The 19,208-nt window shown below is 72.4% G+C and carries 19 protein-coding genes and 1 pseudogene; 4 read left to right on the plus strand and 16 right to left on the minus strand.

Translation table 11 applies throughout. The features are described 5' to 3' along the window. Positions 1–186 precede the first annotated feature (186 nt). Positions 187–654, plus strand: coding sequence for a hypothetical protein (locus WMF24_RS39710; RefSeq protein WP_437732666.1), 468 nt, complete (start codon positions 187–189; stop codon positions 652–654). On the opposite strand, the pseudogene WMF24_RS39715 reads toward WMF24_RS39710, so the two are convergent. The 6 genes and pseudogenes from WMF24_RS39715 to WMF24_RS39740 form a co-directional block, all read right to left on the minus strand. Next, positions 617–1,003, minus strand: a pseudogene (locus WMF24_RS39715) (hypothetical protein); the annotation flags it as partial. The gene WMF24_RS39710 and the pseudogene WMF24_RS39715 overlap by 38 nt on opposite strands. A 311-nt stretch (positions 1,004–1,314) precedes the next feature. Next, on the minus strand, positions 1,315–2,481 hold the full coding sequence (locus WMF24_RS39720; protein WP_437732667.1) for a hypothetical protein: 1,167 nt from the start codon (positions 2,479–2,481) through the stop codon (positions 1,315–1,317). A gap of 206 nt (positions 2,482–2,687) precedes the next feature. Continuing rightward, a complete protein-coding gene (locus tag WMF24_RS39725) occupies positions 2,688–3,092 on the minus strand; it encodes a RidA family protein (protein WP_437738909.1) in 405 nt (134 codons plus the stop codon). A 214-nt stretch (positions 3,093–3,306) separates the two neighbouring features. Next, the gene (locus WMF24_RS39730; RefSeq protein WP_437732668.1) at positions 3,307–3,912 is read right to left on the minus strand and encodes an NAD(P)H-dependent oxidoreductase; all 606 of its coding nucleotides are present in this window, start codon (positions 3,910–3,912) and stop codon (positions 3,307–3,309) included. Between the two features lie 376 nt (positions 3,913–4,288). After that, a complete protein-coding gene (locus WMF24_RS39735; RefSeq protein ID WP_437732669.1) occupies positions 4,289–4,606 on the minus strand; it encodes a DUF1330 domain-containing protein in 318 nt (105 codons plus the stop codon). Next, on the minus strand, positions 4,596–5,327 hold the full coding sequence (locus WMF24_RS39740) for an SDR family NAD(P)-dependent oxidoreductase (protein ID WP_437732670.1): 732 nt from the start codon (positions 5,325–5,327) through the stop codon (positions 4,596–4,598). Before WMF24_RS39740 ends, WMF24_RS39735 begins: the two co-directional genes overlap by 11 nt. A gap of 110 nt (positions 5,328–5,437) precedes the next feature. On the opposite strand from WMF24_RS39740, the gene WMF24_RS39745 reads away from it, so the two are divergent. Further along, positions 5,438–6,373, plus strand: a complete 936-nt coding sequence (locus WMF24_RS39745) for a LysR family transcriptional regulator (RefSeq protein ID WP_437732671.1) — start codon at positions 5,438–5,440, stop codon at positions 6,371–6,373. A 77-nt stretch (positions 6,374–6,450) separates the two neighbouring features. On the opposite strand, the gene WMF24_RS39750 is transcribed toward WMF24_RS39745, so the two are convergent. The 6 genes from WMF24_RS39750 to WMF24_RS39775 all read right to left on the minus strand — a co-directional run bounded on the left by WMF24_RS39750 (position 6,451) and on the right by WMF24_RS39775 (position 10,874). Beyond that, positions 6,451–6,996, minus strand: a complete 546-nt coding sequence (locus tag WMF24_RS39750; RefSeq protein WP_437732672.1) for a hypothetical protein — start codon at positions 6,994–6,996, stop codon at positions 6,451–6,453. 450 nt (positions 6,997–7,446) lie between these two features. Further along, positions 7,447–7,833 (minus strand): type II toxin-antitoxin system VapC family toxin, encoded by a 387-nt coding sequence (locus tag WMF24_RS39755; RefSeq protein WP_437732673.1) that lies wholly within the window; start codon positions 7,831–7,833, stop codon positions 7,447–7,449. 1 nt (position 7,834) lies between these two features. Further along, positions 7,835–8,068, minus strand: a complete 234-nt coding sequence (locus WMF24_RS39760) for a type II toxin-antitoxin system Phd/YefM family antitoxin (RefSeq protein ID WP_437732674.1) — start codon at positions 8,066–8,068, stop codon at positions 7,835–7,837. Between the two features lie 145 nt (positions 8,069–8,213). Continuing rightward, complete coding sequence (locus WMF24_RS39765; RefSeq protein ID WP_437732675.1) at positions 8,214–9,266, minus strand: DsbA family protein; 1,053 nt, start codon at positions 9,264–9,266, stop codon at positions 8,214–8,216. A gap of 92 nt (positions 9,267–9,358) precedes the next feature. After that, a complete protein-coding gene (locus WMF24_RS39770) occupies positions 9,359–10,285 on the minus strand; it encodes a hypothetical protein (RefSeq protein WP_437732676.1) in 927 nt (308 codons plus the stop codon). Positions 10,286–10,409: 124 nt separating this feature from the next. Further along, a complete protein-coding gene (locus tag WMF24_RS39775; protein ID WP_437732677.1) occupies positions 10,410–10,874 on the minus strand; it encodes a methyltransferase family protein in 465 nt (154 codons plus the stop codon). Positions 10,875–10,932: 58 nt separating this feature from the next. Between WMF24_RS39775 and WMF24_RS39780 the strand changes: the two genes are divergently transcribed. Continuing rightward, positions 10,933–11,586 (plus strand): TetR/AcrR family transcriptional regulator, encoded by a 654-nt coding sequence (locus tag WMF24_RS39780; protein WP_437732678.1) that lies wholly within the window; start codon positions 10,933–10,935, stop codon positions 11,584–11,586. A gap of 80 nt (positions 11,587–11,666) precedes the next feature. Here the strand turns inward: WMF24_RS39780 and WMF24_RS39785 are convergent, their stop codons facing one another. The 3 genes from WMF24_RS39785 to WMF24_RS39795 form a co-directional block, all read right to left on the minus strand. Then, positions 11,667–12,026 carry a hypothetical protein gene (locus tag WMF24_RS39785; protein ID WP_437732679.1) on the minus strand — a complete coding sequence of 120 codons (360 nt, stop codon included), beginning with the start codon at positions 12,024–12,026 and terminating at the stop codon, positions 11,667–11,669. A gap of 202 nt (positions 12,027–12,228) precedes the next feature. Further along, the gene (locus WMF24_RS39790) at positions 12,229–13,638 is read right to left on the minus strand and encodes an AAA family ATPase (RefSeq protein ID WP_437732680.1); all 1,410 of its coding nucleotides are present in this window, start codon (positions 13,636–13,638) and stop codon (positions 12,229–12,231) included. A gap of 135 nt (positions 13,639–13,773) precedes the next feature. After that, a complete protein-coding gene (locus WMF24_RS39795) occupies positions 13,774–16,077 on the minus strand; it encodes a helicase-related protein (protein WP_437732681.1) in 2,304 nt (767 codons plus the stop codon). Between the two features lie 363 nt (positions 16,078–16,440). Between WMF24_RS39795 and WMF24_RS39800 the strand changes: the two genes are divergently transcribed. Next, positions 16,441–18,213: a protein kinase domain-containing protein gene (locus WMF24_RS39800; RefSeq protein WP_437732682.1), complete on the plus strand. Its 1,773-nt coding sequence runs from the start codon at positions 16,441–16,443 to the stop codon at positions 18,211–18,213. Positions 18,214–18,350: 137 nt separating this feature from the next. Here WMF24_RS39800 and WMF24_RS39805 read toward each other — a convergent pair whose 3' ends face one another. Beyond that, positions 18,351–19,046 carry a hypothetical protein gene (locus WMF24_RS39805; RefSeq protein WP_437732683.1) on the minus strand — a complete coding sequence of 232 codons (696 nt, stop codon included), beginning with the start codon at positions 19,044–19,046 and terminating at the stop codon, positions 18,351–18,353. Positions 19,047–19,208: the final 162 nt, after the last annotated feature.

The raw sequence follows: 19,208 nt of genomic DNA on the forward strand, positions 1-19,208 counted from the left end.
TGGATCCGAGCGTAACGGAAGTGGCTGACCTGCCCTTGGGATGGGTAGCCTTTCGCAGCAAAGTGGGAGGAGCCTGGACTCGAGAGCCTCAATAGAAGGGACCCGAACCAAGCGGCGTCGCATGGCATGGTTTGTGGTTAATCAGGAACATCGCGGCGCGGATCCAGGGGGGCGCAGAACCCCTACGTGCAGGTGGAGGGAGGGTTCATCGCCGGGCTGATGCTCGGGGCGGTCCCTTTCGCCGGCGTCGGGCATGGGCTGCTGGACGCCGCGGGCGTGCTGGCCCATGGGACGCCGGAAGCCAGGATGGGGCTGGCCATCGGGCAGATCGTGGGTGGGCTGGCTCTCACCATCGGGGGCTTGACGGGGGAGGTATTCGGGGGCGTCACGAGCGCCACAGGAATCAGCGCCGCGATCAGTGTGCCAGCGATCGCCGTATCGACCGGGCTCGCCGTAGGGTGGATCGGCAACGTCGCGGCGGGGATCCAGGCCCTGTCGCAGGTGCTGATGTCACAAGGGTCGGGTAGTCCCGGACCTCGGAGCAAGGCGGCTGTCGTTAACGGCCTCCCGTCGCTCTCGGGCGTGCTCAGAACAGCATCCGGCGATATGCCGCTTATTAGCGGCCGGCTGAGGCGGCTGCCGGCCTTCCCCTGAAGTGGAGGACGATATCCGGCGCAGCCGTTACCGTCGCCTTCACCGCGCGGATGCGCATGAACGCTCCCTGCTGGCGCGGATCCATCACCTCGAAGCCGAGCCGCGCGAGCCCCGCGCAGAACGCGTCGATGTCGTCGAAGTGGCTCGCGGGCTCCCAGATGTGCAGCCGGCCGTCCAGGCGGAGGCAGCGGTGAGCCTCGCGCAGGTAGTCGGTGAAGTTCGCGCCCATCAGCGACAGGCAGAAGATGGCGACGTCGAGCTCCCCGCCGCCGAGCGGGACGGCCGCGATGTCGCACGCCATGACGCTGGAGTTCACCGCGACGTGATCGAAGCTTCGTACGTCGTGCTTCGCGCCGCCCGATCGGGCCGCCGGGGGAGTTCAAACTCCGGTCAGGACCTCGATCGGGCCGCCGGGGGAGTTGAAACTCCAGTCAGGACCTCGATCGGGGCCGCCGGGGGAGTTGAAACTCCGGCCAGGACCTCGATCGAGGCCGCCGGGGGAGTTGAAACTCCGGTCAGGGCCTCGATCGAGGCCGCCGGGGGAGTTGAAACTCCGGCCAGGACCTCGATCGAGGCCGCCGGGGGAGTTGAAACTCGGGATCACGTCGTTCGAGCATGCCGGTCCTGAACAGGTGCACACGGCCCCCGGAGGACTGCCCGCTACACAGGTGCCGGCTTCTCGGCGCCCCGGGCCGCCGGTGCCGCCCCGCCGCCGCTGCCAGACGTCGCGCCGCCACCGGCGCCCGACGTTGCCCCGCTGGCCGTGCCGTTCGCCGCCCCGGGCCCTCCGCCGTTCGCCGCTCCCGCGCCGCCGCCGTTCGCCGCGCCCGCGCCACCGCCGTTCGCCGCTCCCGCGCCGGCCCCTCCGCCGGTCGCCGCCCCGCCGCCCCCGCTGGACGCCGTGTCGCCCCCTGCGGGCGCCGCAGCCTCCTTCTTCGTCCGCTTCCGCCCCTGGCCAGCCCGCCCGACGACGTAGAGCGACGGGAACCGCGCGTCGCGCTGCGGATCGTACCGCAGGAAACGCAGCCCGAGCTCCTGCACCTCGACGTAGAGCGGCTTGGCGAGCGTCCAGGCGCGCTGGAGCAGGTCGTACGCCTCACGCGCCTTCGGGCTCAGCGCCGCGCCGAGGACGGCGAGCATCTGCGAGGCGAGCCGCCGGGCGTCGGCGAGGTCGGTCGCGCGGTGATGGACCGGATCCGTGGACACGACGTCATGCCTGGCCTGGTAGATGTCCGCGTAACCAAGGAGGTCATACGCGCGATCGAGGTAGCCCGTCCCGGCGCTGAGGCGGCGGAGGACCGGGCCGAGCTCCGGGTCGTCGCCGAAGAAGTGCTCGCACACCTTCTGCATGCGCGACTCGACCTCCGCCGACTCCCTGTCGAGGGCCGCCGAGAGCTTGGCGCCGCTGGCGAAAGCGCCCGCGGCGTCGGCCTGGCGATAGGCATGGAGGAGGATGAGCGCGAGCGCCTTCAGGTGATCGAGGTTGTCGATCTGGAACTCCCCCTGCGCCGCCGCGCCCCGGTAGAGCGCGAGGAGCGGCGGGGCCTGCGTGAGCGCGTGAACGGTGAGCAGGGCGCGGCTGACCGACTCGACATCGACGCGCGGGACTTCCAGCCTATCCGGCGTGATGGCCGTGAGCCGCGGGCGGTACGCGGCGACGAGCTCCTCGGCGAGCTCGGGATCGTAGCCGTGGGGCTCGGCCTTGAACCCCGCGAGCTGCGCGGAGAGGGTGGTGACCACGGGCGGCGCGAACGCCAGCGGGTCGGTGCCAGGAACGAAGACGGACGCCAGGGCTTGCCGGCGCGAGGTTTTTTTGTTGGTAGCCATGATCACGCGAGGCTACGGGCGCGGCGGCTCCAGGTGGAACAGCCGGGCATGATCGCGACGTCGCGCCTTGCTGGTCTGTGCAGCGCGAAGGCAACGGGGAATCGGGATCCCGGGCTTCGTGCCGCCGTACGGCGAGTACAGCGCTGCGAGCGAAGAAGCAGCGCGCCGTCGACGCTCGGCGACCGGCTGGTCCGGCGACCGCAGGATCAATCAGGGAGGGCGGCGGTCAGGTCCAGCTCGACCAGCTGACCGGTGAAGCCGAGCGCGGCGACCCCGAGCAGGGTGCTGGCCGTACCGAAGGCCGGGCCGAGCGCCGAGTCGTTCAGTCGCTGCCACACAGCGGCAAGCACCTCCCTGTCGTCGCTGACCACGTAGATCACCGAGCGTACAACGTCGGCGGGCTGCGCCCCGGCCGCGGAGAGGACGGCCAGGGCGTTCGCCGCCACCTGGTCGGCCTGCGCGAGGTGGTCGCCCGCGCCGACCAGGTTGCCGTCGACGTCGAGCGGACACTGGCCGGCGAGGAAGGCCATCCGGCCGGCCTCCACGATCGTGACGTGATGGTAGCCAGGGGTCCGGTGGACGTCGGGCGGATTGAATTTACCAATGCGCATCGAGGGGAAAAGAAAAGCCAATGTTCCGGGATGTCAAGGGCGGCTCGCCACGCTCGGAAGTCACCACGGCGCCTCGGCCCCAGAGCTCCGTCACGTCACCGCCGCGATCGAGGCTCCAGCCGACGTGGTGGTGGCCGTGGCTCTGGCCATGCCAGAGACCGAACACGGCCCCAGCCAGCGCCAGAAGAACGGCCTCTTCGCTGCCGAGAGCCGCTCACGCGGTCTCGCGACGGCCGGGTGCATCGAGGAGCCTGCGCCCGATCGCGCGGGCCGCTTCCAGGTGGACAGCCGGGTCGTGCGCCTCCGAATCGAACAGCAGCTCGGACGTGCCCACGGTGGCGCCGCAGTAGCCGAAGATCCCGTGGTCGATCTGCATCTTCATCGCGCCGACGTAGCCGTGTCGCGCGTACGTCCGCACGTCCGAGCCCGCGAGGCCCACGAGGTGGACGCGCAGATGGCGGAGCTTCTTCACCAGCTTGCCGCCGACGCTGAAGTCGAACGCCCAGCCGTTGGAGAACACGCGATCGATCCACCCTTTCATCAGGGCCGGCATCGACCACCAGTAGACCGGATAGACCAGCACCAGCGTGTCCGCCCGGTCGATCCTCGCCTGCTCGGCGGCCACGTCGGCCGGCGGCGGCGCCTTCCGGCGGTGGACGGCCAGATCGGCCTCGGTGAACCGAGGATCGAACCCTTCGCGCGCCAGATCGGCGATCTCGAAGGTATGGCCGGCGTCGGCCGCGCCCTGCGCGACCTGTGCGGCGATCGCGTGGGTGAGCGAGCTGGGCTCGGGATGCGCGACGACAACGAGAACGTGCATGGCGATGACTCCTGTTGACGGGCCTCCGCCGAAGACGCAGGCTATCTACTCGTGGTAAGTTACGATCGGTAGGTAGAGTGTCAAGCGCCGGCGACGCGTCCGCACGACCGATCCCTCGGCCCGCCAGCGCCTGTCGCGCGGGGCGAGCCCCTGACGGGATTCATCGGTGGCGGTGGTTGCGCCGGTACGCGATCGAGCTACACAGGCGCCGCCGTCCCCGTGCCCCGGGTCGCCGGCGGTGCCCTGCCGCCCGCGCCGGTCGCCACCTGCTCCTCCACGGGCGCAGCGGCTCCAGGTGGAACGCAGGGCGTGATCGCGACGCCGCGCGGATCGTCGCGAGAATGCGTGATGGACAGCGCGTGGCGGACGGGACGGCTCACTCCACCGCTTCTTCGAGCTCCCCGAGCACGATCGCCGCCGCGACGGCCGGCTCGAAGAGCTCGGCGCGCGCCGCGCGGTACGCCGGATCGGCGAAGAACCGCTCCCGCGTCGCGCGGTCGGGGAACACGATCGTGAAGACGCGGTTGATGCGCGCATCCCCCTTCAGCACGCGCGCCACGACGAAATCGTGGCCGAAGGCGCCGCCGTAGGTCGTGAGGATCGGCGTCATGCGGGCGCGGTAGCCGGCGTAGGACGCCTCGTCCGTCACCTCTAGCCCCATCAGGAGCACGTGCTTCCGGCCCTCAGCGACCATGGGCGTAGCCTCCATCCACGTCGAGCGTCGTGCCTGTCACGAAGCCGGCCCTGGCCAGGTACAGCGCCGCGTCCGTCGTGTCCCGCACCTCGCCGATCCGGCCGAGGGGGTGAATCGACGCCATCGCGTCCGCGTTCTCGCCGATGAGCGGCGTGCGGATGATGCCGGGCGCCAGCGTGTTCACGCGGATGTTGTGCCGGGCCAGCTCGGCCGCGAGCGAGACGGTGAGCGCGTGGACACCGCCCTTGCTCGCCATGGCGGCCGAGCAGGGCATCCCCGTCATGGCCTGCTGCACGAGCACCGTCCCCACGTTGAGGATCGAGCCACCGCCGCCCTCGATCATCAGCGGCACAGCGGCCTGCGTCATCAGGAACGTCCCCTTCACGTTGGTGGAGAAGAACCGCTCCAGGTCCTCCTCCGTGCTCTCCAGGAACGGCTTCACGCCGAAGATCCCCGCGTTGTTGATCAGCACATCGACGCCGCCGAAGCGCTCCCGCGCGGCGTCGACGACGGCCCGCGCCGTGGCCCTGTCGCCCACGTGGCCCGGCACCGCGACGACGCGCTCGCCGCCCTCCAGGCTCCGCCGCGCCCGGTCGAGCTTCTCCGGATCGCGCCCGTTCAGGACGAGGCGCGAGCCCTCGGCCAGGAAGCGCCTCGCGAGATCGAGGCCGATACCGCTGCTGGCGCCGGTGATGATGACGCGATCGATTCGGTTGGACATGGAGTGTCGCTCCTCTCTTGCCGACACCCTGGCGCCGCTCCCCGGAACAAGAAAGTGGTATGTTCCTATGGACTCCATAACCTCCGGTTCTGAACCCTGCGCGCGCCGCCATGACCTACGACCAGCTCGTCGCCTTCCTCGCCGTCGCGGGCGAGGGCTCGTTCAGCGCCGCGTCCGCGCGGCTGCACAAGTCCCAGCCGGCGGTGAGCAAGCTGGTGCGCAACCTGGAGGGCGAGCTGGGGGTCGCGCTGTTCGATCGCCGGGAGTACCGCGCCACGCTCACCGACGCGGGCCGGCTGTTCCACGAGCGCGCGGCGGCGGTCATCGAGAGCACCGAGGCGCTGCGGAGCTTCGGCATGCGGCTCTCGGGCAAGGTGGAGCCGATCGTGCGGCTCGCCGTCGACGCGGTGACGCCGCTCGGGCCGCTCATGGGCATCTTCCGGGGCGTGCAGGCGCGTTATCCGCTCGTGCGCATCGAGCTCGGCACCGAGCGGCTGGCGGGCGCCGCCGACGCGCTGCGCGAGCAGCGCGCCGACCTCGCCGTCGCGACGAGGCTCGGGATCGACGCGTCCGAGGTGGAGATCGCGCCCTTCTGCGACGTGCGGGTGTTCCCTGTGGCGCGCTTCGATCACCCGGTGGCCACGTGCGGCGCGCCGATCCCGCCGGCGCTGCTGCGGGCGCACGCGCAGATCGTCCTGCGCGACAGCGCGACCGGGAGCGGCTCGCCGTCGCTGAACGTGCTGGAGGGCGGCCTGCGCTGGACCGTCACCGACGTCGCGGCGAAGCGGGAGGTCATCCTCGCGGGCATGGGCTGGGGCGGGCTGCCCGAGCACGTGGCCGCCGACGCGCTGGCCGCGGGCGAGCTCGTGAGGCTGCAGGTGCCCGAGTTCGAGGCCGACGTCATGGAGCTGTTCGTGATGCGCCGCCGCGACCGGCCGCACGGCGTCGTCGCGCAGGCGCTCTGGGAAGCGCTGCGGAGCGCCCGCCGCGACGCCGGGGCGCCGGCGCCGGCCGGGGAGGCCCGGCGCCGGCGCAAGAGGGGCTGAGGCCGGGGCGCGCGGCGCCTGTCGGCGGATGCCGGGGCGCGGCGCGCTCGGCTCGATGGGCCCTGCTCGCCCGCTCCTCAGACCCGCTGTCGGGCCTGCTCCAGCGCCTGATCGAAATCGCCCAGGCGCTGCTCCGCGGTCCTCTTGATCGCCTCCAGGTTGATCCCCCTGGCGCGGTCGATCTCGAGAAGGATCTCCTGGACTGCCCCCGATCGCCGCGTGAGCTCCTCCACGAGCCTGTCCGCCTCGGCCTTCGGCAGCTTCTCCCGGATCTCGCGCTGGAGGTCGGCCATGCTCTTCATCTTCTCCTGGAGCGACCTCTCCACAGCGGACCGGGCCTCCAGGCGCGCCCTCGCGAGCGCCGCGTCCGCCTCGGCGCTCACCTCCCTGGCCTCGGCCTGCGCCTCCCTGAGGTCGTCGACGACCTCATCCACCTCGGCCTGTGTCGGCGCGTCGCCTTGCCTCTTCATGTCGTCGAGCTTGCTCTGGGCCTCCGCCGCTTCCTCCTTGACCTCGCGGAGCTCGTGGTCGGCTCGAGCTCGCTCGTCCCTCGCGGAGTCGCAGCCCACGAGGACGCCAGCAGCAGCGAGGAAGACAGGCAGGAACCTACGTGCTGTCGTCATGACGGACTCTCCCTTCGTTCGCGTGCGTACAGCCTCCATCGGGCGCTGCGTGGAGCGCCCCGGCAGCGCGCGACCTGCGGCGGATCTCGCGCTGTGGAGGCCTGGACGCCGGGCTTGCGAGGGGTATGCCAGCAGTGAAACCCACGCAGGACGCCCCGCACGCCGAGGCAATTTGCCTCGATGTGTCAGGAACTGGCCTGCTGGATCGCGATCCGGATGGCGAAACGTATCGGCCTGAGCGGCCAGGTGAATCCGGCTCGGAGTGGCCGAGAGCGTCGAGGGTCGTCCAGCAGCACGCCGTCGCCGGCCTCAAGGAGCGCCCCCTCGCGCTTCTCCCCGACGGATGCGGCAGACGCTGTCGCTCGGGCGTCGAGGGCTCGGGCGACAGCGTGGGCCGTCGTCCTCTTCGTCACGTCGGCCCCCGCCGACCGTGCCTCGCTCCGTCGATCGTCACCAGAGCCGGCGAATGCCGTACTGTTCGAAGACCGTCTCGTTCGTGACCAGCGGGATGTCGAGCGACAGCGCCTGCGCGATGAGCATGCGGTCAAAAGGGTCCCTGTGCGGCCCTGGTAAGCTCCCGGCGCGCTGTCCATCCGAGACCGAGATGCTGAGGGGTGTGAACCCCTGCTTCTTCAGGCAATCCACGATGTCCGCGGCGACATCGAGAGCTCCGGGGAGCTTTCCGATCCTGGCTTTGGTGGCGATCTCCCAGGCGCTCGCCGCGCTCACGAAAATCTCGTTGTTCTCATCGGCGATGACGGTCCGCGCCGGGAGTGAGAGCCGCTCATCACCGTCGAGCCACCAGAGGAGCGCGTGAGTGTCGAGCAGGGCGCGCACGTCATTGCCCCCATGCAGCGAGCTCATCGTCCGGTAACGGCTCGAAAAAGGCGGCGTCAACCTTCGCACGGCCGCGCATGCTGCCAAACACGCGCGCCGGCGCAGGGGTTTTTACAGGAACGAGGCGAACCACCGGCTCGCTGCCACGGGAGATCACGATCTCCTCGCCGGCGCACGCCTCCTCGATGAGGCGTGAGAGGTGGGTCTTGGCGGCATGGATGGTGACTTGCTTCACCCGGAACCTCCTGGGATCGGCCAGCGGTGTGCGCTGTGGACCAAGAGGTTAGTCCATGTCAATCCGCGGGGCAACCTGCGTGCTCGGGCTCTACTTCCTCGCGTGGTTACGTGTTACTTGAACGCGGCGCCTCCCTGGGCCTCCATCATTTCGCGCTGCTGTTCCGTCCGTCTGGGCCCCCTGCTCCTGCGCGCGGCGAGGAGGACCGACTGTGCTCCGAGCCGCCCTCCGTCGTTCTGGCGGGCGCCGCTCGCCCGCTCGCCCCGAGGATCGCGAGCTCGGTCTTGATCCACCGGTCGAGCTCCCCCTGAAGGCTGAACAGCGCCAGATCGAACTCCCGGCCATTGACGACGATGAACGGCGTGCCCGAGAGCCCGGCGCGGTCGGCCTCGGCCTTGTCGCGCGCGATCACCTTCGCGGCGGCCTCGCCCGCCATGTCGGCGCGGAACCGGGCCATGTCGAGGCCGATCCGCTGCGCGTAGCCGAGCAGGTCCTTCTCCTCGAGGCGCTGCTGGTTCTCGAACAGCAGGCGCTCCATCTGCCAGTAGCGGCCCTGGGCGTGCGCCGCGATGGCCGCGCGCGCGGCCGGCTCGGCGTGCGCGTGAGACCGCAGCGGATACACCTTGTGAACCAGCCGGACGTTCGGCGCGTGGCGCTCGACGATCTCGTCGAGGATCGGCACCGCGCGGCCGCAGGAGGGACACTCGAAGTCCGACCACACGACGATCTGCACCGGCGCGCCCTCCGGCCCGCGAGAGGGCGAGTCGGCGAGATCGATCTTCTTCACGTTCGGACCGAACCGCACGCCGTACGCCGCCTGCGCCTCGGCGCCGCTCGCGCCGCCGCGGATCTTGTCGGCGAGGAGCTGCGCGGCGGGCGCGCAGGCGGCGCAGGGGCGCGACTCGCGGACGCACTGCGCGATCGACACGGCGTGCTCGGAGCAGGGCGCGTAGAGCTGCGAGACGAGCTGCCACCAGGTGTGGCGCTCGCGGCGGACGAGCTCGGCGGTGTCGACGCCGGGCAGCTCCTCCGGCTCGCCGCCGGCGGCGTCGAGCGGCGCGGCGCCGGGCGGGCCGGGGAGCGGGACCGAGGGGGAGTCCGCGAACTCGGGCTCCTGCCGGTCGGCGCCGCCGCACGCGGCGAGCGCGGCGAGCGCGGCGAACGCGAGCCGTCGTGCACCTGATTTCGGAATGAACACGCGCGGATGCTACACCCGCGCGGCCGCCTGGCCAGCCCGAAGCGATGGGGCAGCGCGGCGGCGAGGCGACGGGGCGAGGCAGCGCGGCGCGCTCAGAAGGTGCCGCCGAGGCCGAAGGTGGCGCCGCCCGGCGCGAGGGCAGCCTGCGGCGCGAGCCGCAGGCGCGGCGAGCGGAGACGGAGGTAGTCGTAGCGCTCCCCCGTTGGCCAGCGCTCCTCGTACTCGAGGGAGGCGATGTCGATGATGTTCGCCGTGAGCAGGCCCAGGCCGCCGCCGATCAAGAAGCCGCCGAGCGCCGCGAACGGTTCGTCGTAGGAATCGGAGGAGGCGGCCAGGACCATCCCGACCAGGCCGCCGCCGATCGTGCCCCCGGCGTTGAGGCCGAGGCTGATGAATCCCTTTCCGACGTTGCCGTTGGCCCAGTGCGTGACGGGGCCGCCGAACGCGAAGCCGCCGACGCTCAGAAGGACGAGCGCCTCCGACTCGGCGGCGGCGCCGACGGGCAGGAGGACGAGGCTCCCGAGCCCCACGAGGAGGTGCTGCCAGCCGTACCAGACTCGCCTCGGAGCGGGCTGCGCGCCGCCGGGGATGCCCTCCGGCGGCACAGGGACCGGGCTCCACATCCACCCCGGCGGCGGCGGGGGATACCCGGGCGGCGTCCCGCTCCACGCGCCGGCGGGCGGCTCGGGCGGAGGAGGCGGGCTCGCCGCGTCGCCAGGAGGCGGCGCAGGGGAAGCTGGCTGGCTCGCCGCGCCGCCAGGAGGCGGCGCGGGCGGAGGAGGCGGGCTCGCCGCGCCGCCTGGAGGCGGCGCAGGGGAAGCGGGCTGGCTCGCCGCGTCGCCCGGCGGCTGCACGGCCGCAGCGCCGCCCGGGTGGCCCGGCGGCGCGGACGACGCCGGCGACGCGGCGGGCGCGGGAGGGCGAGGAGGCGGCTGTTGCATGGCGGCCGCCCGGCCCGCGGTCAACGCCGCCGCCGCTGCGCAACCCACCCCGAGCACACCGCGAAGCCTGCCTGTCATCCGCGTCTCCCCCTCCCTTCTACTCCTGGCGGTCCTGTTTTGCTTCATCCGCGTGCTCGGCACAGGCCCCGCATCCCACGCGCGCATGACAGCGCCGTCCGCGCGCCTCCGGCGGCGCCGGCCGTCAGATCCAGCGCCGCGTGGACCGCGCGTAGGTCTCGTAGGCGGCGCCGAACCGGGCGCGGAGCCGCCGCTCCTCGAACGCGATGTACCAGCGGTCGACGACGACGACGAAGGCGGCCGCGAGGAGGAACGAGGCCGCGGAGCCGCTCAGCATCGCCACGCCCACGGCGGCGAGGGCCATGCCGAGGTACATCGGGTTCCTGGACCACCGGAACAGCCCGCCGGTCACGAGCCGCGTGGGCTCGGCGAACGTGTTGATCTCGGTCGCGGCCCGCGCGAACTGCGCGCGGGCCGCGACCGCCACGGCGATCCCGATCGCGAGGGGCACGAGGCCTGTCGCGCGGTACGGCGCCGGGAGCAGCGACGGGTGAGGCACGAGGGCGTGCGCGAGCCCCATGGCGGCCGTCACGAGGAGCAAGAGGACGGGCGGGAGCAGATTGCGCGGGGATGCGTTGGAGGTGATCATGAGCCGCCAGTCTGGGCCATCCGGCCGACGGCGGAGACTCGCGTTGGGAAGACAGACGGTGAAGCGCCCGCAGACGCCGCGCAAAGCGCCTCGCCAGGCGCGCTCGCGCTTCCTCGTCGACACCATCGTCGAGGCCGCAGCTCGCGTTTTCGACGAGCACGGCTACGAGGGGGCGAACACGAACCGGATCGCCAGGATCGCGGGCGTGAGCGTCGGGTCGGTGTACCAGTACTTCCCGAACAAGGACGCCCTCGTCACCGCCCTGCACGAGCGCCACGTGCGCCACATGCTCCGGCTCCTCGAGCAGGTCGACGCGGCCGCCGAGGGCCGCTCGCTGCGGGAAGCGACCGAGCTGCTCGTCGCAAGGAGCCTCGATGTCCACCGGACGGAGCCGCGGCTTCAGCGGCTCCTCCACGCCGATCTCCCGACGCTGGAGCAACGGCGCGCGCTGAGCGCCGCGAGCCAGGCGGTCTTCGAGCGCACGCGGCAGCTCCTGTCGCGCCACGGCGCGGAGATCGCGCAGCCGGATCTCGAGCTGGCCACGTACGTGGTGCTTCGCATGTTCGAGGAGCTCGTCCACGCAGCGGCCCTCGATCCGCCCCCCGGCGTCGAGGACGGCGGCCTCCGGCGGGCGATCTCGGACGCGCTCCTCGGCTATCTCACCGTCGCCCCCGGAGGGGCTCCGGCGGGGAGCCCCGCAGAGCCGCCGTAGGCGAGACGCCCACGCCTCGATGATCCGGGGGCCGCCTGCTGGGTCCTCGCTCGACGACAGGGGGCCTCTCCAGGATCACCTCACCGCCTGGACGGATCGAGGTATTGTCGAAGGTCGACTCGTCCGCTTCCGCTGACGCAGAGATAGGGTGTCACCCGCGTCTGCCGCCGAAAGTTCTCCAGGGCGTCGTCGAATCGCGCCGGTGAGCCTCGATCCGAGACGAGGATCGCACGCAGATTCTCCCCTGCAAGGAATCCTCTACCGAGTGAGGAGCCCAGTTTGTCGCGGAGCGCCTGGATGGTTCGCTGCATTTGCTCCAGCGCGTGCTTGTGGTCTTTCCCCTTCAGCTCCACCACGAACACCACCCACCGAGCCGGCGCGTCCTCCGCCTCCCTCAGGTAAAGAAAGAGCGCGTCGGCAACGGGGGCATCCGGCTCCATGCCGAAATGCTGGCGGAACGGCTCCGGCTGGATCCGAAAAGCCGCACCGTCTCTCCCAGGTGCCGATGGGGGGAGAGGAACGCGCTCTTCCCGGCCTCGCTGAGCGACGTGGTCCCGACCGACTCCATCGCCGGCCCGATCAGGTATCCGAGCGGCGTCGGGTGCGGCCTCGAAGGCAGCGTCCTGCTCATGGTGACGGCCCTCAGCGGTAAAGGCGGGCAAGGATCTCCGCCGAGTAGAGATTCGTCACATACTCGGTGGTGCGGCCAAAGGTCTCCCAGTCGATGATGTGGCGCCCCTCGCGTTCGAAGATCGGTGTGACGGTTACCGGAACCCTGTCGCGATCGGCCTGGAAGAGGTAGGCCGAGACATCCTCCGCGCGCAGGAAGCACTCCGCAGTCCCGAGCTTGAAATGGGGGGCGATCGCAGCCTGATCCGCGCTGGAGAGATCCTTCGCTCGGATCAGGTTGTTCAGGTGATCGACGATGTAGGGGCTGTGCGTGGTAAGCACGACACGGACACCCCGGTTGACCAGGTAGGCGATGAGCTCGGTGAGGTGTACCTGCGCCTCCGGGTGAGCGTTCATCTCGGGTTCGTCGATGAGCAAGGTGTCACCGGGCGCTGCCCAGCAGCGGAGATAGAGGTCCAGGCCGGCGAGCGCGCGGACCATCGAGGCCGAAGAGTGTAGCGGGAGCGCCGCGCCTGCTCGCGTGGCGAATACAAGTCGAAAACCCGCACCGGCGGGCGCGAGTTCAATGGATCCACCGAGGATGCCGTGCTCGAGGTGAGCCAACGCATCCGGCATCGCCGGCTCCTTGCGCACATGCCACACGTTCTCTGTCAGTGTCAGAAAGTTGGCAAAATCGACGACCGGAAGGCTGAGGGTCTCCTCGAACTCCGGCCGGAGCAGCTTGTAGGTCGAGACAAACGCCTTGCGCTCCGAGGGCAGCGCAAAGGCGATCCCTGGGGCGAGGAAACGGTGCGCCAGCGCCCGAAGGACGTCCCCCGCGTAGGCCTCGAGGGCCGGCCCCACCTCCGCATCGGGCTTCGGCTGCCAGGTGAAGGTGGCCCGCGCCCCAGGGGCAGACAGATGCGTCATCACGCTCCGGCGGAAGTACATGACGTCCAGATCGGCGCTCATGCCGAGCGCGCCGGTATCGAGATCCCGGCGCTGGAACGCCTCGGGTCCGACCTCCAACGTCGCAGCGCTCTCGTCCGACAGCTCGTCCGTGAGCCTCAGGAGCTCCCGGATCCTGTCGGCGGAGAGGGTGAACCTCACAGCGCACTGGACGCCTTCGACGAGCTCCCGGCGCGCGACGCTGAACTGGATCGCATCGGAGAGCGCACGAAGACGCAGCACGCGCTCCAACGCGTTGCCGACTGCCGCATCGATGCTCACCCGCGCGGCCGCCGGCTCGAGCTGGAGGAAGCCATGACCGAAGCGGTCACCGAGCGGTGAGGATTGGCGCCACGTCAGGTAACGCGCAAGACCGTGAAGGCAGTAGGCCACCCAGGTCTTGTTCGTATTGTTCTCGCCAACGAGCACGGTCAGCGGCCGGATGTCCAGCTCGGCGTGTTCGACCCGGCCCAGCTTGTCGACAATAAGTTTCACGTCGGCACCCCTCCCCGGCCCTACCACGCGCGCCGCGTCGGTCCCAGCAAACCGAGCGGTGCTCTCCATGCCCTCCCACGAGGCGCCTCGATCGCTCGGTCGCTGGGCCCGCGCGGGGCCCGCTCCCCTCCCCGCTTACCCGAGCAGCGACGCGGCGACGCGCGGCGCCTCCCGCGCCGGGCAGCCCATCCAGCTCGAGAGCCGCTCGGCCGGCTCGCCGCTCACGAGCGCGCGGTGCACCCGCTCCGCCACGTCGGCGCGGATCGCCCGCGTCCCGAACACCGGGTAGCCGATCGCCGCGTACGCCCTCGGGTCCACGCCGCGCGCGGCCGCCACCGACACGGCCCCGGGCGCGGGGCGCGCGGGCACGCGGCCCCTGTCGAACCACGCCGCGCACAGCGCGAGCCGGCGCTCCAGCGCGCCGCGCCGGAGGAGCTGCTGCACGTAGATCACGCGCTCGCCCACCTCGATGCCGTGCGCCGTGAGCAGCGCGCGGTCCTCCGGCGCGAGCTCGGCGATCTGCGCGCCGGCGTCGCGCGCCGCCGCCGTCCCGAGCCCCTGCTCGAGCTGGTAGACGATGCCGCGCGCCGCCCCGGGGAGCGCGCGCACCTCGGGCGACCGCAGCGGCGCGAGCAGCTCCTCGACCATGTCGCGCGCGAACGCCACGAGCCGCCGCAGCACCCGCGACCGCGCCCCCGCGCCGACGTCGTCGAGCGCGGCGAGCCGCACGTCGGGCAGGAGCAGCGCCGGGCCCCGCGCGAGCTGCCCGAGCAGCTCGCCGCCGGCGAAGATCCGCCCGGCCGCGTCGACGGAGAAGCGCTCGTGCGGCGCCCCGACGATCGACTCGACCCAGCGCGCCCGGTCGTCCTCGGGCGCGGGCGCCGCCGGCCCGGGCGCGAGCAGGGCGCGCATCGCCGCGATGCGCGCGAACGGGTGGTCCGGCGCGACCGTGACCGGCTCCTCGGCCTCCGGCCGGCGCTGCGCCGGGCGCGCGCTCGACGACGAGCGCGCGCCGCGCGCCGCCCCGCCGCCCCGCTCGACGAAGCGCTGCACGAGCCGCTCGTGGAGCGCGTCGCTCAGGCGGTCCTCGATCGCGCGCGTGCGGTCCTGCCACGCCGCCGCGTCGCGCACCCAGCGCGCGTGGTTCGAGATGTAGGTCCACGTCCGGATCGACGCGATCCGCGTGATCAGCGTGTCGATGTCGCCGCCCACGTCGTCGATCTCGGCCACGCGGGCGGCCATCCAGTCGGCGTCGAGCGCCGCGCTCGGCCCCGAGAGCTGCCCGTAGATCTCGGCGAGGAGCGCGACGTGCGACTCGAACAGGAGCTTGCGAAAGTCGGGGATGCGGCAGACCTCCCAGAGCAGCCCCACGGCCTCGGGGCCCCGGGCGCGGGCGCGGATGTCCGGGTCCTCGGCGAGCCGCGCCAGGGCGGCGGCGTCCTCGGCGTCGTGGACGAGCCGGAGGCTGCGGGCGGGCGGGGGCTCCCGGAGCGACGCGAGGAGCGCGTCGATCGAGCTCCGGTCGAGCTCGCTGTTGCGCCAGCGCAGCCGCCGCACCGCGGGGAAGCGGTGCGCCTCGATCGCGGCCGCGACGCCGTCGGGGAGCGAGAGCGGCGCCACGGTGCCGAAGGTGCCGTCCGCGAGGTGCCTGCCCGCGCGGCCGGCGATCTGCGCGAGCTCGGCGGGGTCGAGGTCGCGCACGTCGCGGCCGTCGAACTTGCGCAGGGCGGCGAACGCGACGTGGCGCACGTCGAGGTTGAGCCCCATGCCGATGGCGTCGGTGGCGACGAGGTAGTCGACCTCGCCCGACTGGAACATCGCGACCTGCGCGTTGCGCGTGCGCGGCGAGAGGGCGCCGAGCACGACCGCCGCGCCGCCCCGCTGCGCGCGCAGCCGCTCGGCGATCTCGTAGACCTGCGGGGTCGAGAAGGCGACGACGGCGCTGCGCGGCGGCAGGCGCGAGAGCTTGCCGGCGCCGGCGCTCGTGAGGCGCGAGAGGCGCGGGTGCGAGACGAACTTCGCCGTGGGGACGAGCTCGGACAGGAGGGGCCGCATCGTGTCGGCGCCGAGGAACCAGGTCTCGCGCCGCCCGCGCGAGAGCAGCAGCCGCTCGGTGAACACGTGGCCGCGCTGGTCGTGGGCGGCGAGCTGGATCTCGTCGATGGCCAGGAAGTCGACCTCGAGGTCGATCGGCATGGCCTCGACGGTGCACACCCAGTAGTCCGGCCGCCTGGGGACGCGCTTCTCCTCGCCGGTGACGAGCGCGACGCGGGCCTCGCCGACGCGGGTGGTCACGCGGTCGTAGACCTCGCGCGCGAGCAGCCGCAGGGGCAGGCCGATCATGCCCGAGTCGTGCGCGAGCATGCGCTCGATGGCGCGGTGGGTCTTGCCGGTGTTGGTCGGACCCAGGACAGCGGTGATCGCGGAGGCGTCGGCCATGCCGCGCCCAGCTTAGTACCGGACGGCGCGAAGACCCCCGCCGCGGCGGGGAGGGCGCGCGATCCTCGCGACGCGCGGGTGGACGGGCTCGTCCTTGGATTCGCGACGGCAGCGAGCGCGTGGCGGGTGGGCGCGGTGGGCGCGCGGCGGCCAGTGGCAGAGGGAATGCGACAGCGGCGGGAATGCGACAGCGGTGGAAATGCGACAGCGGCGCGCTCGCGCTCGGCCTTCGTCGCGCCGCCGCGACCGTGGCATGATGGGGTGAGATGCCAGCAGCTGGTAGAACCGCGACACTGGGCCCCTCGTCTGCTAGACCCCGTGGGCCCGAACGCAAGGACGCTGGGACGCGGAAGGCTCGAACGCATGCTGTCGCTTGAAGCGGGGAGCGTCGTCGGAGGCAAGTATCGGCTGGAGCGGCCGCTCGCAGGCGGCGCCATGGGGTTCCTCTGGGTGGCCCGGCACCTCCAGCTCGACGTCGAGGTCGCGATCAAGTTCATGCTGCCGCAGCACGCCGACTCCCCGGTCGCGCGCGCGCGGTTCGAGCGCGAGGCGAAGGCCTCGGCGCAGCTCCGGTCGCCCAACGTCGTCCACGTCCACGACTACGGGATCGAAGGCGACACGCCCTACCTCGCGATGGAGCTCCTCGAGGGCGAGGATCTCGCGGCGTACCTCCGGCGCTGCGGGCGCCTCGCGCCGGCCGAGCTGCTGGGCATCGTGCTCCAGGTCTGCAAGGCGCTGCGCCGCGCGCACGAGGTGGGGCTCATCCACCGCGACCTCAAGCCGGCGAACGTCTTCATCGCGCGCCAGGGCGAGGAGATCGTCAAGATCCTCGACTTCGGGGTCGCCAAGGCGATCGGCACCGGGCTGGCCGCCGACGCGACGAAGACGGGCACGCTCATCGGCTCGCCGCACTACATGAGCCCCGAGCAGGTGCGCCGGAGCAAGACGATCGACTTCCGAAGCGATCTCTGGTCGCTCGGCGTGATCATCTTCCAGTGCCTCACGGGCCAGCTCCCCTTCCCGGGCGAGGAGCTCGGCGACGTGCTCGTGGAGATCTGCACGGGCGACATCCCGGTCCCGTCGCAGCTCGCGCCGGACCTCTGGCCCGAGCTGGATCAGTTCCTGGCGCGCGCGCTCAAGCGCGATCCCGCGGAGCGCTTCCAGAACGCGAGCGAGCTGGCCCGGGCGTTCGCCGCGGCCGTGCACCGCACGCCCCTGCCGGAGGGCCGCGACGCGCTCGACTCGACCGGCGCGCTGGGCCCGGGGATCGCGGCGGCCCTTGGGGCGTCGGGCCTGGGCAACACACCGGCGCTGGGCAGCACGCCGGCGCTGGGCGGCGCGCCGGCCCTCGGCAGTGCGCCGGCGCTGGGCAGTGCGCCGGGCTCGGGCAACACGCCGGCGCTTGGCAGCATCCCGGCTCCGGGCGCTCCGGGCCTCGGCAACACGCCGGCGCTTGGCAGCATCCCGGCGCCGGGCGCTCCGGGCCTCGTCACCACGCCGGTACCGGGAGGCGTCCCGGCTCCGGCGGGCGCTCCGGGCTCGGGCAGCGCGCCGGCGTTCCGGGGCGGGACGGTGGCGCTGGATGGCGGCGTGGGCGCCGGCGGCACGCTGGCTGCGGGCGAGACGGTTGTCGCCGGCCGCATGCAGGTCCCGGGCGGGATCCCGGGCCCGGGCGGCACGCTGGAGGCCGTGGGAGGCGCCCTTCCCGCGCCGCCGGAGCGCCGCTCCTCGTCCGGCGCGCTGCTCGCTGTGATCGCCGGCGCGCTGACGGTCGCGGCCGGGCTCGTCGCCGTCGTCGTGCTTCGCTCGCCTGTTCAGGACGCGCCCGCGCCGGCGGCCATGCCTTCGCCCGCCGCGCAGGAGCCCGCCCCGCCGCCGACGCCGGTCGCGCAGGAGCCCGCCCCGCCGCCGACGCCGGTCGCGCAGGAGCCCGCTCCGCCTCCCTCGAGCGACCTCCCGACCGCGTCCTCGTCGGCCTCGGCCGAGCCGGCCGCGCCCCCGCCGGCCCCCACGCCGGGCGCCGCGAGGGCGGCCAGGCCGGCGCGCCAGCCGTCCCCTCCCCCGCCCAGGCGCTCTGCTCCGGCCGCGCCCACCAACAAGGCAGCTCCCGAGCGCGATCCGACCTTCGGCTTCTGAACCGGAGGGGCGCTCCAGCGGCGCGCCTTCCGCCGCACGCGCCGCCTGACGCCACGCACCGGCAGTCCGGCCAGGGCTCCGGAGAGCGATTTCGACGCAAAGGCGCACGTGCGCGGGAGTGAAGGGCTGACGCGGATCTACGCCGCCTTCGCCGGCTTCGGGTTCAGCTGGAGGAAGCGGCGCTGGTAGGCGTACGAGCGAAAGCGGATCTGCAGCGGCGGCTCGTTGCCGCTCTTGGTCTCGAGCGTCGCGCCGTCGTCGTGCTCGGCGCAGTGCGGGATGCGCAGCGTGTAGGTCGTGCCGCCGCCGGTGCGCACCGCGATGCTCCCGAGCGCGAGCCCGGCCGCGGCGACGGCCACGTTGGTCCCGGTCTGGCCGTCCTCCGCCTTCGCCTCGACGCCGCGAGTCGCCGGCTTCGCGCACACGCAGCAGCCTTCCGGCCAGCAGATCGTCTCGCTCGTCACCGGCACCGGAAAGCCCGGCTTCGGGTGGACGTAGTCGTCGGCGAGCACGGTGAGGACGCGCTTGTCGACGAGGTACGCGGCCTGGCACGTGTCGCAGAACGCCGGGTCGTCGGTGTGGTTGAGCTCGATCTCCGTGAGCGTCGCCTGGCAGCGCGGGCACGTCGCGTTGCCGGCCAGATCCCTGGCGACGAGGATCGCCCCGAACGCGAACACCGCGAGCCCGAGGCCGCCGACGAGGCAGAGCAGCCACAGCAGACCGGAGCGGTCGCTCATCGCGCGGAAACAGAGGAACGAGAGGCCGGCGAGCACCGCCGCGATGACGACGTACTTGATGGTGGAGCCGGTGTTGCGGGTCACGGTGGACGTCATGAGCGCGACCTTAACGCCGGTCGCCCCTCGAGCGCGCGCCGAACGCTGTCGCGGAGAGAGGGGAGAGGGTAGGAGGGTGGCGCGTCCAAACGCCTTCCGGCGGTCCAGTACCCTCCTGCCCCACATGGGCGTCGACGTGATGCCCGGAGCGCGACGCCGTCT

Source organism: Sorangium sp. So ce1335 (assembly GCF_051521615.1).
Taxonomy (GTDB): Bacteria; Myxococcota_A; Polyangia; order Polyangiales; family Polyangiaceae; genus Sorangium.

Bases quoted from the DNA above. Each gene is read 5' to 3' on its own strand.
- WMF24_RS39805 (WP_437732683.1), bottom strand. From the start codon at position 19,046: ATGACGTCCACCGTGACCCGCAACACCGGCTCCACCATCAAGTACGTC.
- WMF24_RS39750 (WP_437732672.1), bottom strand. From the start codon at position 6,996: ATGACGACAGCACGTAGGTTCCTGCCTGTCTTCCTCGCTGCTGCTGGC.
- WMF24_RS39740 (WP_437732670.1), bottom strand. From the start codon at position 5,327: ATGTCCAACCGAATCGATCGCGTCATCATCACCGGCGCCAGCAGCGGT.
- WMF24_RS39795 (WP_437732681.1), bottom strand. From the start codon at position 16,077: ATGGCCGACGCCTCCGCGATCACCGCTGTCCTGGGTCCGACCAACACC.
- WMF24_RS39775 (WP_437732677.1), bottom strand. From the start codon at position 10,874: ATGATCACCTCCAACGCATCCCCGCGCAATCTGCTCCCGCCCGTCCTC.
- WMF24_RS39725 (WP_437738909.1), bottom strand. From the start codon at position 3,092: ATGCGCATTGGTAAATTCAATCCGCCCGACGTCCACCGGACCCCTGGC.
- WMF24_RS39720 (WP_437732667.1), bottom strand. From the start codon at position 2,481: ATGGCTACCAACAAAAAAACCTCGCGCCGGCAAGCCCTGGCGTCCGTC.
- WMF24_RS39785 (WP_437732679.1), bottom strand. From the start codon at position 12,026: ATGGAGCCGGATGCCCCCGTTGCCGACGCGCTCTTTCTTTACCTGAGG.
- WMF24_RS39735 (WP_437732669.1), bottom strand. From the start codon at position 4,606: ATGGTCGCTGAGGGCCGGAAGCACGTGCTCCTGATGGGGCTAGAGGTG.
- WMF24_RS39770 (WP_437732676.1), bottom strand. From the start codon at position 10,285: ATGACAGGCAGGCTTCGCGGTGTGCTCGGGGTGGGTTGCGCAGCGGCG.
- WMF24_RS39745 (WP_437732671.1), top strand. From the start codon at position 5,438: ATGACCTACGACCAGCTCGTCGCCTTCCTCGCCGTCGCGGGCGAGGGC.
- WMF24_RS39730 (WP_437732668.1), bottom strand. From the start codon at position 3,912: ATGCACGTTCTCGTTGTCGTCGCGCATCCCGAGCCCAGCTCGCTCACC.
- WMF24_RS39800 (WP_437732682.1), top strand. From the start codon at position 16,441: ATGCTGTCGCTTGAAGCGGGGAGCGTCGTCGGAGGCAAGTATCGGCTG.